Origin of the sequence: Streptomyces sp. NPDC002588, from assembly GCF_040295925.1 — a bacterium.
Classification (GTDB): Bacteria; Actinomycetota; Actinomycetes; order Streptomycetales; family Streptomycetaceae; genus Streptomyces.
In genome coordinates this window covers 40,273-56,466 of record NZ_JBEOWF010000016.1, presented here as the reverse complement: position 1 = coordinate 56,466, position 16,194 = coordinate 40,273, and the positions used below count along the sequence as shown (strand labels likewise).

General features: G+C 66.4%; 5 protein-coding genes. 2 read left to right on the top strand and 3 right to left on the bottom strand.

Annotated elements, in window-relative coordinates:
- Positions 1-90 precede the first annotated feature (90 nt).
- Entirely contained in the window at positions 91-891 is an 801-nt protein-coding gene (locus tag ABT057_RS19870; RefSeq protein ID WP_502973945.1) for a transposase family protein, read from the top strand.
- Here ABT057_RS19870 and ABT057_RS19865 read toward each other — a convergent pair.
- Both ABT057_RS19865 and ABT057_RS19860 read right to left on the bottom strand, forming a co-directional pair.
- On the bottom strand, positions 888-1,241 hold the full coding sequence (locus ABT057_RS19865; RefSeq protein WP_352344381.1) for a hypothetical protein: 354 nt from the start codon (positions 1,239-1,241) through the stop codon (positions 888-890). The two genes, ABT057_RS19870 and ABT057_RS19865, sit on opposite strands and share 4 nt — an antisense overlap.
- A gap of 67 nt (positions 1,242-1,308) precedes the next feature.
- Entirely contained in the window at positions 1,309-8,193 is a 6,885-nt protein-coding gene (locus tag ABT057_RS19860; RefSeq protein WP_352344380.1) for a polymorphic toxin-type HINT domain-containing protein, read from the bottom strand.
- A 613-nt stretch (positions 8,194-8,806) separates the two neighbouring features.
- Here ABT057_RS19860 and ABT057_RS19855 point away from each other — a divergent pair.
- Complete coding sequence (locus ABT057_RS19855) at positions 8,807-14,938, top strand: LamG-like jellyroll fold domain-containing protein (RefSeq protein ID WP_352344379.1); 6,132 nt, start codon at positions 8,807-8,809, stop codon at positions 14,936-14,938.
- A 489-nt stretch (positions 14,939-15,427) separates the two neighbouring features.
- Here the strand turns inward: ABT057_RS19855 and ABT057_RS19850 are convergent, their stop codons facing one another.
- A complete protein-coding gene (locus tag ABT057_RS19850) occupies positions 15,428-16,153 on the bottom strand; it encodes a TetR/AcrR family transcriptional regulator (RefSeq protein WP_352344378.1) in 726 nt (241 codons plus the stop codon).
- Between the last annotated feature and the right edge of the window lie 41 nt (positions 16,154-16,194).

Below are 16,194 nucleotides of genomic sequence, written 5' to 3'. Positions count from 1 at the left end.
TCAGGAAGAGCGCCGTCACACCCCTGCTGACCTGCATGAACGCGAGGCAGGAGAGGAGGTGGCGGCGCTGCTGGGACTTTTCTGGGACTTTTGGCCAGGACCGAAGGCTTCCGGTCGCTACGCACTCGGCATGATGCGTCATCGACAACGTGTCGGCCTGAGCGAGTCACGGAAAAGGCCGGGTCGGGAGCCGGCCGGTCGCTGCCGCTGGCCGAGCGGGTGCTGGTGGTCGCGGTCTACTACCGCACGAACCTCACGATGCCGCAGCTCGATCCGCTGTTCGGTGTCTCCTCCTCCACCGTATGCCAGGTCATCCAGCGGCTGGGACCATTGTTCGTGATCGAGCCCGCCAGCCGCCCGGCGGAAGCCGCAGACCGGTTGCGGATCGTGGACGACACACTGATCCCTCTGTGGGACCGGAGCGTTGCGGCCTCCAGCCGCAACTACCGATTCTCGACGAACGTGCAGGTCGTCGTGGGCGCCGACCTGGCTGGTGATCGCGGCGGCACGACCGGTGCGGGTACCCCTAGGTATACCCACGCATGGCGTGCGTCCGGGCTGAGCCAGAACTGTGAGGGTGTGACCGTGCTCGGCGACGGCGCTTATCTCAACTGCGGGATGGCGGTGCCTCACCGCAAACGCCCGGGACGGGCTCTACTGCAGGCCGAGGAGGACGACAACGCCGAGCACAACAGGGTCCGCGCCCGGGTGGAACACGTCATCGGCCGGACGGAGAACTGCAAGATCCTACGCAACTGCCGCCAGCGGGGCGACGGTCTCCATCACGCGGTCCAGGCCGTCGCCCCCATGCACAACCTCGCCCTCTCATCACAAGCAGAAGAGCCCGCCACCCCGCTCTGCCCAAACTCAGCCTTGTGCAACACCCATTAGCCTGACCGAAGCATCTTCATCTGAGGGTCAAAACAGTTCAGTCCAAACCTGTTGGCAACCTGTGCCACATAAACAGACGCAATATCTGCGCGACTCCACGCGAGCGCGATGTAAATGTACGGCCCACTTGCCCCTTTGGAAAGTGGCGTTGCAGCCCAGGGCGTATCATCTCCGGTCTCACTATCAGGCCAACGCTCAGTAAGGACAGCAAGGAAGTCAGTGATGACGCTTACCATCGGGAACAGCTCATCGCTGTCGAGATATTCATCGTACATGCGATTATGTATCCTAGCGGCTTCGCGATCACTGGACGGCACATCCCCTTGCCAAACCGCCAGGTCGTAGCTCATCCTTCGCTCACTCCATATCGCAGGCAGTAGGGCTCAACGGTTATCCATGCTTTCTTCCTGGCTCCCCCTACCACGCCTTTGCCCCGCCATAGAGGATCACGCTAACGTCGGCCTGCGGGAGCAAATCGCCACTCTTCAAGCCCCAACTGTTTAGTTGGTCGGTCCGCAAAATCACATCCCCGCTATCACTAAGCTGTCCGTACACAGTTTTCTGCTGCGGTGACAGCTTGGCTGACGGACCATTCTTCACTTCAAAATATTCAGGCGCGCCCAAGCCGGGCCCATTCCTGGTTGCAACGACATCAACATACGATGTCGTCCCGTCTTTAGCTTCGAGCTTCACATGCGTACCCATGATCGTGTAACCCCGGTCCTGAAGTTCCTGAACGGCTCTTGCTTCGCCCGCCGCCCCCTTGGCCGGGCCGCACGGTCCGCTGTTGTGAACGAGCACCGGTGTGGCACCTGCGAGCACATAGTACGTGTGCAGTTGCTGAACGGTGAGGTTGTACATGTCTGCCGCACCCGGGCGGACCCGGACGGCGAGGATGCGGGCGTGCCCGTTGGTTGAGGTGTTCAGGGCGTGGCCCGGCTTGAGCCGGCCCGCCGGTACCCAGGTGTGGTCCGTGTCGTCCCAGAAGGGGTGGCGCGAGGTGGTGTGGACGATGGTGGAGTGGTAAGGCGTGGTTTCGATCGACAGGTCGATCAGGTCGTTGTCGTGGTTGACGAGGCGGGCCAGGACCGCGCGTGGGCCGCGGTGTTTTCCTGTTTCAGGGTCGGCGGCCTCGACTTGGTCGCCGTTCTTGATCTTTGCTATGGCCTTGGTCTTGCCGTTGGCCATGAGAACCTGGGTCGAGGGCGTGAAACTGCATTTCGCCCCGAGAATTCCGGCATCATCTTCGGCGAACCTTCCGCCGAGGGCCAGGAAGGGCGCCGTGAATCCGTTGTTCTTCGCCGCCTCGTAGACGCTTGAGGAAGTGTCCGCTCCCGCGCCCTTCGCCCATTCGTCATACGTTGCGCTCGTGGAGTCGGAGCTGCTGCAGAAATCTGAATCGAACCAGCAGAACGGGTTGGCCAAGTCACTTATCTTGTCGAGGCCGTTGCCTATGCCGGCGAGTTCCCCCGCGATGATCGTCGTCGAGCTGACGTGGCCATGGGATTGCATCGGGACGATGGCGCTGCCGCACGGGTTGAGCAGGACGTAGCGGCACCCGTTGTCATGACCGACCTGTGACAGATTGGTGCCGCCGTGTCGAGGACTGCCGTCGGCATTGACCATGTTGCCCTGGCCGTCGAAGCCGCCCTGGTAGACCCAGTTGTTCTCGGCGTTGAGCCAGGAGCTGCCGTCGTCGCCTTCAAGACCGGTGGGGTCGCTGTTGGTGACTGGATTGTTGGCGGCGTAGGTGTAGCCGCCGAGTTGCTGGGGGCTGGTGGCTTCGAGTACGGGGTCGGCGCTGATGAAGCGGCCCAGGGTGGGGTCGTACTTGCGGGCTCCGACGTCGGTGTAGCCGGTGGAGGTGTCCTGGGGTTTGCCGAGGAAGGAGCGGGTGGGGTCGGGCCAGGTGGTGGTGTTGGCGCTGCCCCGTGGCTGGCCGTAGGGGGTGTACTGCTGGCGGGCGACCTGCTGGGTGGTGGTGTCCATCGAGAGGGTTGCGGTGCCGTGCGGGTCGTTGAACAGGTACTTCAGCCCGCCGCCCGTGAGGCTGGAGCGGACGGCCACGGGGGTTCCGGCGCCGCCGTGGGTGTAGGTGCGGACGGCGCCGAGGAGGACGTTGGGGGTGACGCTGGTGTTGACGACGATCTGGGTGTCGCCGGCGAAGAGGGTGGTTTGGCCGGGGTCGCGGCGGATGAGCTGGTTGCCGTCGGCGTCGTACAGGTACTTGGTGGTCGTGGGGCTGGAGCCGCTGGTGTCCACTTGGGCCAGGTGGCCTTCGTCGTCCCAGGTCAGGGTCTGAGCGGGGCCGGTGGTGGGGGTGCGGGTGTGCAGGTTGCCGTTTTCGTCGTAGGTGAAGGTCGTCGGGTTGGTGCCGCCGGTGGTGGCGGTCAGGGTGTGGGGCTGGGCGCCGGTGGAGTTGCAGTTGGCGGTGCATCCGTTGGCGTAGGTGGTGGTGGCGGTGGTTCCGGAGTTGCCGATGGCGTGATCGATGCTCTGGTGGCGGTCGCCGATGGCGTCGTAGTTGAACGTCTGCCAGTACGAGCCGGCCGTCGTGGTGAGAGTGGCGGCCGTGGGCGGGTTGGCGGCGCAGTTGTCGTTCGCGGTCCAGGCGTCGGTGAGCCGATCCAGGGCGTCGTAGCCGTAGCACTGCTGGTCGGTGACGGTGTTGTCGGTCTCCGACTGCTGGTCGGTGATGGATGTCGGGTTGCCGGAGGCGTCGTAGGCGTACTTGGTGTCATCGACCGTCGGGCCGGGTGCCTGGGTTCGGCTGATGACGCGGTGCGTCAGCCGGAGGGTCTGGTCGTCGTAGTCGTACGTGGTAGTGGCCGGGTTGGTCGAGGCGCCCTGGGTGACTTGGGACAGCGCGCCGTAGGCCGTGTAGACGGTCGCGCTGACATAGCTGTTGGCGCTGCTGCCCGTGGTGGTCGGATTGCCCAGGGCGTCGTGGCCGTAGGTGATGCTTTCGCTGTTCAGCCCCTGGGTACGCGGGTCGGACTGCGTGGCCAGCAACTGGTCGTTGATGGTGTAGGTGTACGTCGTCGTGTAGGTCGACGGCAGCGGCGTCTCGGACGCCGGTAGGGTGATCTTGGTACCGGTCGGCTTGCCGAGGACGGTGTAGCCGGTAGTGGCGACCGTGTAGCCACCAGTGGTGCCCGGGACGTAGCGGGTCGACGAGGAGGGGAGGCCGATGCGCAGTGTGTCGTAGGCCCAGGAGGCGAACTGGAAGTTGGAGTTTGCTTTGTCGCTGCCGGTGAGTTTGCGGCCCAGGAGGTCGTAGGTGTAGTCGAGTTCGACGTGTTTTGCCTCGTTGGTGGTGGACACGAGGTTGTCGGCGTCGTCGTAGCCGTAGCTGCTGTTGCCCGCGTCCGGGTCGTTCTGGGACTTCTTGCGGCCGAGCAGGTCGTAGTCGGAGGTCCACGTGGTGTGGTCGGGGCCGGTTATCTGATGCTGCTGGCCTGCGGTGGTGTAGGTGTAAGTGGTGGGTGAGGTGGTGCCGCCGGTGGCGGTGAACCCGTTGGCCGGGGTTCCGGAGAGGGCGGGTGGGGCCGTGTACTGGTCGAGTTCGGTGCTCTGGCCGCGGGCGTTGACGATCGTGGTGGTGGCGACGCCGCCCTTGGGTGGCAGGACGGTGGCCTTGTCTCCGGTGTAGGCGGTGGTCGTGGTCCAGGTCTTGGAGCCGTTGTGCTCTTCGGTGACCAGGTCGGCGCGGCCCATTCCGTCGTGGTCGGTGACGGTGGTGTCGGGGATGGTCACCTGGGAGACGGTGTCCAGGCTGCTGCCGGGGTTGCCTGAGACGTTGTAGGCGTTGTTGGTGACCACGGTCCAGCCGTGGGAGTCGTATTGGGTGTCGCTGACCGTGGTGGTCGAGTTCTCCGCGGTCGCCTGTGTCTGCAGGATGCGCAGCATGGCGTCGTAGAGCGTTTCGCTGGTCTTGTAGCTGCCGTTGTCCAGGAGGGCGTTGGTGGCGACGACCGAGGGGCCCGTCTGGGACAGGTTGTAGGTGTAGGTCGTGTTCGCGGGTGCGCTGTTGGCCTTGCTCTCGTTGGGCAGCCATACGCCCGTGCGGCGGCCGAGGGCGTCATAGGTGAGTGAGGTGAGCAGGCCGGCCGCGTCAGTGGTGGCGGTGGGCTGGGCGCGGGCCGGGTCCATGGTGCTCTTGGCGACGTGGCAGTCCTTGGAGCTGGTCGTGCTGGTGGTGCAGGTGGCTCCGGGGGTGACCTGGGTGGCGGTGACGACGCTGGTCGGGAGTTCTCCCGTGGCAGGGCTGTATCCGGTGGTGGTGCTTTGGGACAAGCTGGTGTTGTTGGGGGCGGTGGAGTGGGGCGTGCGGGTGGTCAGTGTGGTGCGGCCGTAGCTGTCGTAGGTGTTCGCCGCTTCGTCGACGAACGCGGTCGCGGTGGCTCCGGTGGTGGCGGACGCCTTCTGGACCAGGGTGGCGTCACCGGTCTGGGGAAGCGTCGGGTTCTGCTGGCCGTCGCCGTCGTAGGCGAAGGCGTGGTTGTCGTAGGAGGTGCGGACGTCGGAGACCAGTGTGCCGCCGGGAGTCGCTCCGGCTGCGGAGCAGTCCTGGTCGGTGGCGATGATCTCGGCCGGTACGACCAGGGTGTCCACTGCGCCGGTGAGGTAGCGGGTGTAGGCGCATTTGGAGACGTTGGCGCTGTCTGCGGTCTCGCCGCGGTCGTCGATCTGCACCGGCATGCCGGTGGTTGGCTTGCCCAGGGTGGTGGTGTAGAAGGTGTCGGTCTCGGTCTTGCGCCATCCGTAGGAGACGGTCTGTCGGGTGAGGCTCTTGGCGGTGCGGACCATCTGTGCCGTGAGGTCGGGCAGGCCGCTGCGGGAGCGGGAGGCTGTGGGCCCGATGATCGTGGGGACGGTGACGGTGGCCTTGTCCAGGCTGCCTGTGGCGCTGGTGTAGGCGTCGGTTTCGAAGACCTGCCCGGCCAGTGCATTGTCGTCAGCGACGGAGGTGGCGCCGTCCTGGCTGGTGAGCGCGGGCACCGAGCGGGTCTTGCCTCCGGGCAGCGTGTCGCCGTTCATGCCGAGGAAGTAGTAGGTCTTGCTCAGCGTCTTCTGGTCGTAGACTTTGGCGCCGTTGGTCAGGTGGAACACGCTGGGGTCGCCGGTGGTGACGTCTACCTCCGGGTAGCCCCGGAACTGGCCCCATGTGCGGTTCTTGGCCTTGACGACCTCGTTGTCGTCGTAGTGCCAGCCGGGGTTGCCTTTGTAGGCGTAGTCCGTCTCCAGCTTGGGGGTGGTGCCGTCCTGGTAGGAGTTGTTCGGATCCTGTGTGAGGACCGAGTTGACCTTGTACTTGTAGAACCAGTCCATCATCGGCGCCGGCTGCCCGTAAGGCGTCCAGTACACGGGGAAGCACGACAGCGTGTTGGTCGACGCGAAGGTCCGGGCGGCCGCGTCCGTCGGGTCGTTGGGGTCACTGGCCGGGGCGCTGGCGCAGTTGGGCCGGTCGTAGGTGACCGTGGTCTGGGCGCCGGTCTCGCTGGTGACCGTCTGGATGCGGTCGTGGTACATCAGCGGCATCTGCGGGATGGTGCCCACCCGGTTGGGCAGTTGCAGCGGCGGGTCGAAGCTCACTGCCGGCGTGGAGGTGCTGCCCGATGCGCCGCCCAGGGTGTCCAGGCCGGTGCGCTTGATGGAGTCCAGCCACAGGGTGGGGGCGTGGTCGCCGCCGTCAGGGAAGGACTGGGTGAAGGTGTACTTGTCGACCTGCTTGGTCGCGCCGCCCACCTGGATCTGGGTGGTGATCGCCGTCAGGCGCTTGCGCGACCAGAAGCTCGGACCGTGGTTGGTACAGCTCGCCCCGGAGATGCAGTTCAGGTCGATGGGCACATCCGGCCAGTACGCGGCGTTGGCGGTCGTGAACTGACTGTCCGCGCAGGTGTTGCCCGACGGCGTGCCGGGAATGCACCGCTCGGCCGTGGTGTCGAAGAGGATCTGCTCCGGTGCCGTACCCGAGTAGATGCTCGAGGAGGTCATGCCGTAGTCGATGCGGGACAGGGTGCCGCCGCGGGTGTAGGGCACCGCGGTGTTCTTCATGTCCGTGCCGTAGTAGCCGGTCTCCGGTGCGTAGTACCAGGCTGTGGCGTTGCCGTGCAGGTCGACCGCGTAGTCCAGGTTGAACCGGTAGCCCAATACGCAGGAGGTGGCGGCGAAGTCCGTGCTGTCCGGGCAGGCGGACACGCCGCTGTGCGCGTGGTAGACCGGCTCGGTCCAGACGGATTTGGTCTCGTCCTTGCCACTGGTCCAGCCCGGCAGGCGGTTGAGGCCGAAGAAGTACTGCACTCCGCCGTCGGTGACCTTGAAGTACTCCCCGTTCTTGGTGCCGTTCGTGCCGCCGGTCAGGTCCTCGATCTTCGTGGTGGAGTTGTCGTCGACCGCCCGGAAGGTCTTGGTGGCGTCGTCGTAGACGATGTCGGTGGACTTGCCGTTCAGTGACAGGGTCAGGATCTGTCCCGCCCAGCACTGGTCCGCGTCGTCCTTCGGAGCGCCGGACGAGGAGTCGTCGTTGCATGACTTGTAGGTGCGCTCGACGTAGTTCTCCGTCGAGCTCCAGCCGTCCCCCAGCCACGAGGACTGGTTATTGGTGCCCTCGGTGCGCGCGTCCTGGCCGGCGGAGCTGTACGAGAGGCCCACTTGGGGCGCCGCCCCGCCGATCGCCGGCGGCACTGCGATCGGGTAGCTGTAGGTGAACGCACCGGTGTTCCCCGAGGTCGACCAGGAACCGCCCGGCGACAGAGCCGTCGCCGAGTAGTCACCGGATGAGCCGGAGGTACCTGCGGTCGCAGCCATCACAACCATCGCGCTGGAGGCGGCCTTCACAGAGCGCGGAGGGGCCGCAGTGCCGGAGGCGGTGGGAGAGCCGGGCACCGGGATCTGCGCGGACAGTGCTGCACCCGGGGTTGTGTGCACAGATGTCTGAGCCTGGCATTTCGCCAGTTCGGGGGTGTTGAGCACGCATGCGGGCAGCTGGACCAGGTGGAGGCGCGAGGCGAAGTCGCCACCGAAGGCGTAGCGGAAGGATGAGTCGTCCACCCGCAGCGCGACCTTCCCGCTGCCCGGGCTGGTGCGCTGCAGCGTAAACAGGACACCGTGGACGCCGGCGGCCCGGGCGGCTTTCTGATCCAGCATCGTCACCCGCACTTGCTGCGACGGGGCGACGGCGGCTGATGAGGGCTGCGAACCGGCGGCGGTGCCGAGCAGGACGGGCATGTTTCCGGCTCGTACCTGGGTCGCCTTGGCGCTCAGGCTCGCCGAGGCAGCCGTGCCGGGCAGGGTCACCACGGCGCTGCCTGCATCGGGGAGCTTCGTGTGCCCGGTGGGGTCGAAGTGTTTGAACCGCTTTGTGAAGGAGGACCGCTTGGGTGTGGAGCGGGTGAAGGGGATCAGCTTGTCGCGTGGAGCGGCGGGAGCTGACGCCTGCCCCGTCGTTGGAGAAGCCGCCGTCGCCACACCGACTGGTAGCAGGCCCACCAGCAATGCGCCGGCCGTCACCACTGCTGTGCGACGAACTCTTCGGGCACCCCAAGCCGCCCAGCCGTGTCTCCACATAGATGTCCGCACCATGCCGTGCGCTCCCCTCCCCCGTCCCAAACCACCCAAGTCCCTTGTGACTTAGATGATTTGAGTGCACGTCAAGGCGGCGACACAGCCGATCGAGCCCCCGCGAGGCATCACGCTAGGGCGCGAAGTCGACACATTTCGCAAAGCTTCCCCACAGGAAGACCAAAAGAATCACCCAGGTTGGATCGCAAGTTGACTCATACGCGCCAAAAACCCACTCCAAGCGGGCACTTGGCGATCAATTGTTGATGGACCCGGCACCCATCGGCCCTCAGAATGCACAGCGGCGCGGACCCACGGGGGGCCGCCACAGACGCGAAGGATCCCAGCCTCGATGTCCGCCTTTCGCACACCTCTACGCGCATCCAGACGTCCCGCGTCCAAACCGGTCGCCATCGCCGCTGCCGTCGCCATCGCCGCCGGCTCACTGACCGCCACAGCGACGGCCCACGCCGCGTCCGACCCCCGCCAACCATCGGCAACGTCACAGAGCACTGACGCCAAGTCAGCAACCAAGCGCCTCAACCCCACGGAGTCGGCCTCCGCGCAGGCGAAGGCGACCGGCAAGCCGGTGACCATCGACCAACTCACCGACACCGGGACCCAGGTGGTCGCCAACCCGGACGGCACCTTCACGCGGACCGACTCCTCGATGCCACAGCGTGTGCAGCAGCAAGGGAAATGGGTCCCCATCGACACCACCCTGGTGCGGCGCGCGGACGGGACCTGGGCACCAAAGGCCGCAGTGACAGACGTGGCGTTCTCCGGCGGCGGCTCCGGCGCGCTCGTCACGCTGCGCAGCGGGGCGAACAGGCTTGGTTTCTGGCCGGGCGCACTGCCCGATCCAGTGGTCTCCGGTGACACCGCCACCTACCCGGAGGTGTATCCCGGAGTCGACCTCCAGCTGACCGCAGACGCCTCCGGCTACTCCTCGATCCTGGTGATCAAGACCCCAAAGGCCGCAGTCGATCCACGACTGCAAAGCCTCGCATGGAAGACCACCTCGACGAACCTCAAGCTGGCCACCACCTCGAACGGCGGCATGCAGGCTACTGACAAGGGCACCGGTAAGACGGTGTTCCACAGTGACACCGCTTTGATGTGGGACAGCACCGGCAGCAAACAGAAGGCCGGAGCCACTGCCCGCGCCCGCACAGCGACCGCCCCTGCCGCCAGGGCCGAACACGCGGCAGCCGCGCAGGTCGGCAAGCACCGCGCCCAGGTCCATGTGACCCTCGAACACGGCAAACAGCTGCTTGGCCTGGACAAGTCCCTGCTCGCCGCCAAAACCACCACCTACCCGGTCTACGTGGACCCGGAATGGAGCGGCAGACCCTCCCAGCTCGACTGGGCCCGGATCTCCGACAACGGGTGGAACGTCTACAACTCCACATCCACCACCGGAGCGACCAATGCCCGGGAAGGATGGGACAACAACACCCCCGGCAACGGCGAACGGGCCCGCACCTACTACCAGATCAACACCAGCGGCATCAAAGGCGCCGTGGTCAGCCACGCCTCGCTGTACGTGAAGCAGCTTTCCGCCGCCTCCTGCTCCGACACCCCGGCCGCCGTCTACGGCACCGACCGCCCCGCCGGATGGAGCTCCTCCTCGCTGTACTGGGGCCACGAGCCCGGCGGGCGCACCGGCGCGCTCGGCACCAACCCGGTCAGCCACGAGGCCGGCACCTGCCCGGTCACCAACGGTTCCAACTCCTGGGTCAGCCCACCGTCGCTCGAGTTCGACGTCACCTCCCGGGCAGTGAGCGCCGCGGCAGGCAGCTGGAGCAGCATGACGTTGATGGTCCAGTCGCCCAACATGAACGACGCCACCCAGTGGAAGCAGCTCGCCTACGGCGGCGGCGCCACCCTCTCGGTCACCTACAGCTACCGCCCCAAACTCAAGAACGGCACCGGCACACCCGCCATCAAGCCCTCCATCGTCAGCTCGGGCAAGACGATGACCACCACCCACACCCCGACACTCTCCGCCCGAGCGGTCGACCCCGACCTCGCCGGCGGCAGCGAGCTCCTGCGCATCGAGTACAACCTCTACAACTCTTCGGGCACCCTGGTGCACCAAGGATTCGGCCCGAACCTCGACTCCAAGAAACGCGCACGGTACAACACCAACGGCAGCGACTGGACGACGCCGAGCCTGCCGGACGGCACCTACACCTGGAAGGCCACTGCCCAGAACGCGGCAGGCTACTGGGCCGGCACCGGCTCCGGCATCTGGACCAAGACCCAGACCTTCACCGTGGACACCAGCGCCCCGCCCTCCCCCACGGTGACCTCCAGTCAGTTCCCCGCCAAACAGATCGGCGCCGCCTTCGGCGACCCGGGCACCTTCGTCCTGGGCAACAACCACACCAACAACATCACCGGCTACCTGTTCTCCCTGGACGCCACACTCGGCAGCACGGTGTACACGAGTAGCGGCGTCATCCATCTGGTAGCCGGCACGAAGATCGCACAGGGCAAGATCTACTACGCCACCGCCGACAACGGCCCCGGCACCGGCACCTCTGTCATCAACGGCAGCGCCTCCCCTGTCTTCGCCCCGGGCGTGGTGGGGCCCCACACGCTGTATGCCAAGGCAGTGGACCAGGCCGGCTCGACGTCCGTCTCCCAGACGGCCTACGCCTTCTACGCCGGCACCAGCACCCCGACGTACGCCTACGGCGACAAGATGATCAGCGGCTGGACCGCGACCAACACCGACGGCACCACCACCGCAGTGCCCAAGGCGACGACCACCAGCACCGGCGGCCAGCTGATCAGCCAGGCCGCCGGCAGCGGCTACGAGTTTGCCGACGGCTACCAGGCCATGCTCGCCAACAAGACCAGCACCTCGAAGGTCGTCAGCGGTGACAGCGCCACCTTCAGCTTCGACGTCCCCAAGGACGGCCCATGGAGCTTCGGGGCCAATCTGACCAAGGGCAAGGACTACGGGATTTACCACCTGATCCTGGACGCGGGCAAGAGCACCCAGTCCACGCTGATCAGCGGATTCGACGCCTACAACTCCTACACCACCACCCAGTTCGTCAACCTCGGCATCCCCAAGGTCGGCAACCAACTACTCACCCTCAGTCAGGGCGTACACACCCTCACCCTGACCCTGAGCGGCAAGAACCCTAACTCGACCGGTTACCAGGCTGGCATCGACTTGTTGCGCCTCGGACCGGCGCTGACTTGCGCGATCAACGCCACCAGCGCCTGCCAGAACAACACGGCCACCAGCACCTTCACCACCACGACCAGCCCGGCCGACGCCGACGGCTCCGGCAACAGCATCAACTCCGCCGACCTCACGACCACATCGGGCTGGCAGAGCAGCAAGACGGTGACCGTCGACGGCGCCACCGTCGCGTTGCCGAAGTTCGGCACCGGCAGCTACGACAACATGCTGGCCTCCGGCCAAACCATCACCCTGCCGGAAAGCGGCGTAGTGAACACCGGCGACGCCGTGGTCTTCCTCGCCTTCGCCACCGGCGGCGACGCCAAAAGCGCCAAGGGCACCCTCACGTACGCCAAAAACAACTGCCTGAGCAGCGATCCCGCCGACCAGGACTACCAGCTGGACACCGTGCCCGACTGGCTCTCGGGCCCAGCCTCCGCAGCCTCAATCACCCTCGTCCACGAGAACCACAGCAACAACACCCAGACCAGCCCGAGCTCCGGCCCGAAGCTCTACGCCATCAGCGTCCCCCTGCAATGCCCCGGCTCGGTCATCAGCAGCATCTCCCTGCCGCTGTTCACCAACGGAGTCCAGCCCGGCCAGCCGGCCCTGCACGTCCTCGGACTGGGATTGCGGCCGATGACCCTCACCGGCAGCGGATCGAGCGCCAAGCACTGGGTCGGTACCTGGGCTTCCGTCCAGGACACCGCCAAGGTGCAGCTCTCCAACGGCAGCACCGCCACCGTCAACGGACAGACGCTCCGTATCCCCGCGCACGTCAGTGTCGGCACCGATGAGGGCAACGGGGTACGCATCCACCTCTCCAACGCCATGGGCACCACCCCGGTGACCTTCGACGCGGCATCCGTCGCACTGCAGGACACCACAACGGGCGGAGCCACCGCAGCCGCGGCGCCCACAGCGCTGGCCTTCGGCGGCTCCGCCTCCGTCACCATCCCCGCAGGCGGCGACGCCACCAGCGACCCGGTAACCCTGTCCGTCGCGCAGCAAGCGACCGTCCTGGTCAGCCTGCAGGTGCACGGCTCCGTGTCCGCCATGCCCGGCCACGCCACAGCCCAGACTCCCGTCTGGACCAGCGACGCCGCGAACCGCACCGGCGACACCGCGGCCGCCAGCTACACGCAGACCACCTACACCGGTCTGCCGTACCTCGCCGGCGTCGACGTGACCACCCCCACCGCCGCCCCCACCGGTTCGCTGGTCCTCTACGGCGATCAGAGCGTCAACGGGGACACCGCAAGCGGTGACGGACAGCACCATCTCAGCGATGCGATCACCGATGCTCTCGTCACCGACTCCAACGGGGACAACTCCGTCGACTATGGCGTCCTCAACGCGGGCACCAACAGCACCAGTCTGAGCAACAACCTGCTGCCGCAGATCACCAACAACAACGCCCCGGTCAACGCGCTCAACCCCCTGGACCGCAACGTGCTGGCCCAGGGAAACGTACGCACCGTCCTCGTCTCCACTGGGGCCACCGACCTGCTCAACTGCACCAGCGACGCCAACACCTGCGCCACCAACGTGGAGAACGGACTGGCCTCCCTCAACAGCCAGCTGAGCTCGTACTGCACCGACGACAGCCAGACCTCGGTCACCCAGAACTCCAACATCACCGTCTACCTCGCGACCATCCCGCCCTTCACCGCCGCCCACCCCAGTACGGCAACGCAGGAATCCGCCCGCCAACTGGTCAACAGCTACCTCCTCAACAACCTCCCCAGCCAGGTCATCGACTTCGCCGCCGCCGTCTCCACGGACGGCACAGCCACCTCCTCGACAGTGAAGGCGGCAGACCTATCAGGCAGCAACCCATCCAACGCCTACTACGCCGACCTCGCCGGCCGGTACGTCAACGACACGAACACCGTGGTCGGCATCGCGCCGAACCTGGTCGTCCCACTCGCCACGGGCAGCGACACTCCCGAGAACGAGTGGCAGCTGGACACCGACGGCACCGACACCAACGGGGACAACCCGTTCACAGCGGTCGGCGGCGCAGCCTTCACCTCCGACGGCCCGGACGCCGTCAACGCCGGCCCCGGCGCCGCGTCCTTCGACGGCAGCACCGGATTCCTGGAGAGCGACCACACCCCCGTCAACACCCTCGGCGACTACACCATCTCCGCCTGGGTGAAGATCAACTCGGCCGTCGACGCCACCGCCATCTGCCAAGGCACCAGCCAGCACCAGGCGTTCTACATCGGCTATGACAGCGGCAACAAGGGCTGGATGTTCCAGACCACCACGACCAACGATGCCAACGCCGGCTTCCCCACGGCGGAGGGCGACACCGACACGGGCGCCGTGGGCACTTGGGCACACCTTCTGGTCACCTACACCGCCCCGATCGACGGAGACACAAGCACAGGCGTGATGTCGATCTACCAGAACGGCAGCCTGATGGGCACGGCCACCAACCTCACCCCGCAGTACGACTCATCCCTCCCGCTGACCATCGGCGGCTGCGTCAACAGCGTCGACGCGACCAGTCCGTACGCCGCCTTCCCCGGTTCCGTGGCAGACGTCCACGTCTACCCTTACGCGATGGCGGCGAGCCAAGCCGGCGCGAACAGCGTGATCGTGCCGGCCGGCTGGGACAACGGCATGCCCGAGGACGAGTGGAAGCTCGCCGCCAACGGGTCCGACACCGCGACCCTCAACCCGCTCACCGCTTCCGGCAGCGCCACGTTCGGTACCGACGCGCCGAGCGGGATGTCCGGCAGCGTCGCGTTCGACGGCAGCACCGGCTTCCTCAAGAGCAAGCAGAGCGCCGTGAACACCCTCGGTGATTACACCGTCTCCGCCTGGGTGAAGATCAACTCAGCACTCGGCACCACAGCCGTCTGCCAAGGCACCACCCAACACCAAGCGTTCTACATCTCGTACGACAAGCCCAGCGGTGCGTGGATGTTCCAGACCACCACCACCAACGACGAGAACTCCGACTTCCCCACCGCAGAAGGAGACCCCAACACCGGCCCCATCGGTACCTGGACCCACCTCGTCGCCGCCTACCGGGCACCCATAGCCGGAAAGTCCGGCACCGGCTCGATGGCCCTCTACCAGAACGGCACCCTCATGGGGACAGCCACCAACCTCAGCCCCCAGTACGACTCCTCGCTACCCCTGACCATCGGCGGCTGCGTCAACAGCGCAGCCGCCACCAGCCCGTACCTGGCCTTCCCCGGCTCCGTGGCCGACGTCCACGTCTACTCACGGACCCTCTCGGCGACCGAGGTCGGCGCACTGCACTGACCACACCGTCAACCTGGGCCCCGACCGTTCGCGCCGCGAGCGATCGGGGCCCGCCCGCCTCCCCAACCGAAACGAAACAACGCCGCTCCAAGACATTCGGTACCCGAGGATGAAGCGGGTCCACGGACCGAGCTGAGTGGTCCGGCAAGAGCGCCGTTCGCCTGGTCAAGGCATAGCAACTCCTCCGTCAGGTGCTCGCTCCAAGTGCTCGAAAGCGGAGAGCCTGAGTTCGACGTCGGGGCGTTTGAGGCCCACACCGCGCTGCCTCACCCTGAAGCCGGAAGGGCATCCGTCAGCAGTGAGATCTCTCTGGGACTTTTCTGGGACTTCCGGCTGCATTGACGGGCACGAGCGTGAAACAGTCGAAAGGTCATTTTTGCTGGTCACCGCACCCCGACTGCTCATCGTTGCAGGTCACAGGGCTGGTGCGTCTCTTCCGGGACATCTGAAAGGCGGGTGCCCGCCGTCGGAGACGTGGTGGGGATGCGCTCAGTCCGTACCGGCGGCGCCGCCGTAGCCGTGCAGGAACGCGTCGACCGCGCGGGTGACGCAGGCGCGGACCTGTGCCGGGCTCGGGGCGCGGCTGGCGTAGGGACTGATGGTGATCTCGGAGTTGACCAGGGCGACGAAGTGGAGGGTGGCGCGGGCGGGGCTGGAGATGTGCAGGAGGCCGGCGTCGGCGAGCTGGGAGAGGCGCTGGGAGACCTCGTGCTGGACGCGCAGGGGTCCTGCCTGCTGCCAGGTGTCGATCAGGGCGGGCGAGAAGTGCTGCACCTCGGCCTTGATCTGCCGGATCATCGCGAAGTGGTCGGGGAACTGGGTGCGCTGGCCGACGAGGGCGCGGCCGAGGGCGATCAGGTCGGCGCGGGCGTCGGTGCCGGAGAGCTGTTCGGCCACCGTCGCGATGAAGGCGTCCGCGACCTGGCCGGCGCTGTCGTGGACGACCTCCGAGAAGAGGTGGTCCTTGCCCTGGAAGTGGTTGTAGATCGTGCGGGTGGACACCCCGGCCTCGGCGGCGATGGCCTCGATGCTGGTGCGACTGTATCCCTCGCGGCCGAAGACGGTACGCGCGCCTTTGGTGATGGCCCGGCGTTTCGCGGCTCTGCCGCCGGGTCGGCCGGGGCTTGGCGGCGCGTCCGGGGCGGGGGCCGCGGGTGTGGTGTTCAGGGGAGCCTCCGGTGGATCGGGTGGCCCGTCGGCCAAATTGCCATGCACGTTGCATTTTACTTCCTTGAGGGTCGAGCGGTCCTCCGCTC

Excerpts from the sequence above, each read along its gene's own strand:
- ABT057_RS19865 (WP_352344381.1), bottom strand. The coding sequence starts at position 1,241 with ATGAGCTACGACCTGGCGGTTTGGCAAGGGGATGTGCCGTCCAGTGAT.
- ABT057_RS19855 (WP_352344379.1), top strand. The coding sequence starts at position 8,807 with ATGTCCGCCTTTCGCACACCTCTACGCGCATCCAGACGTCCCGCGTCC.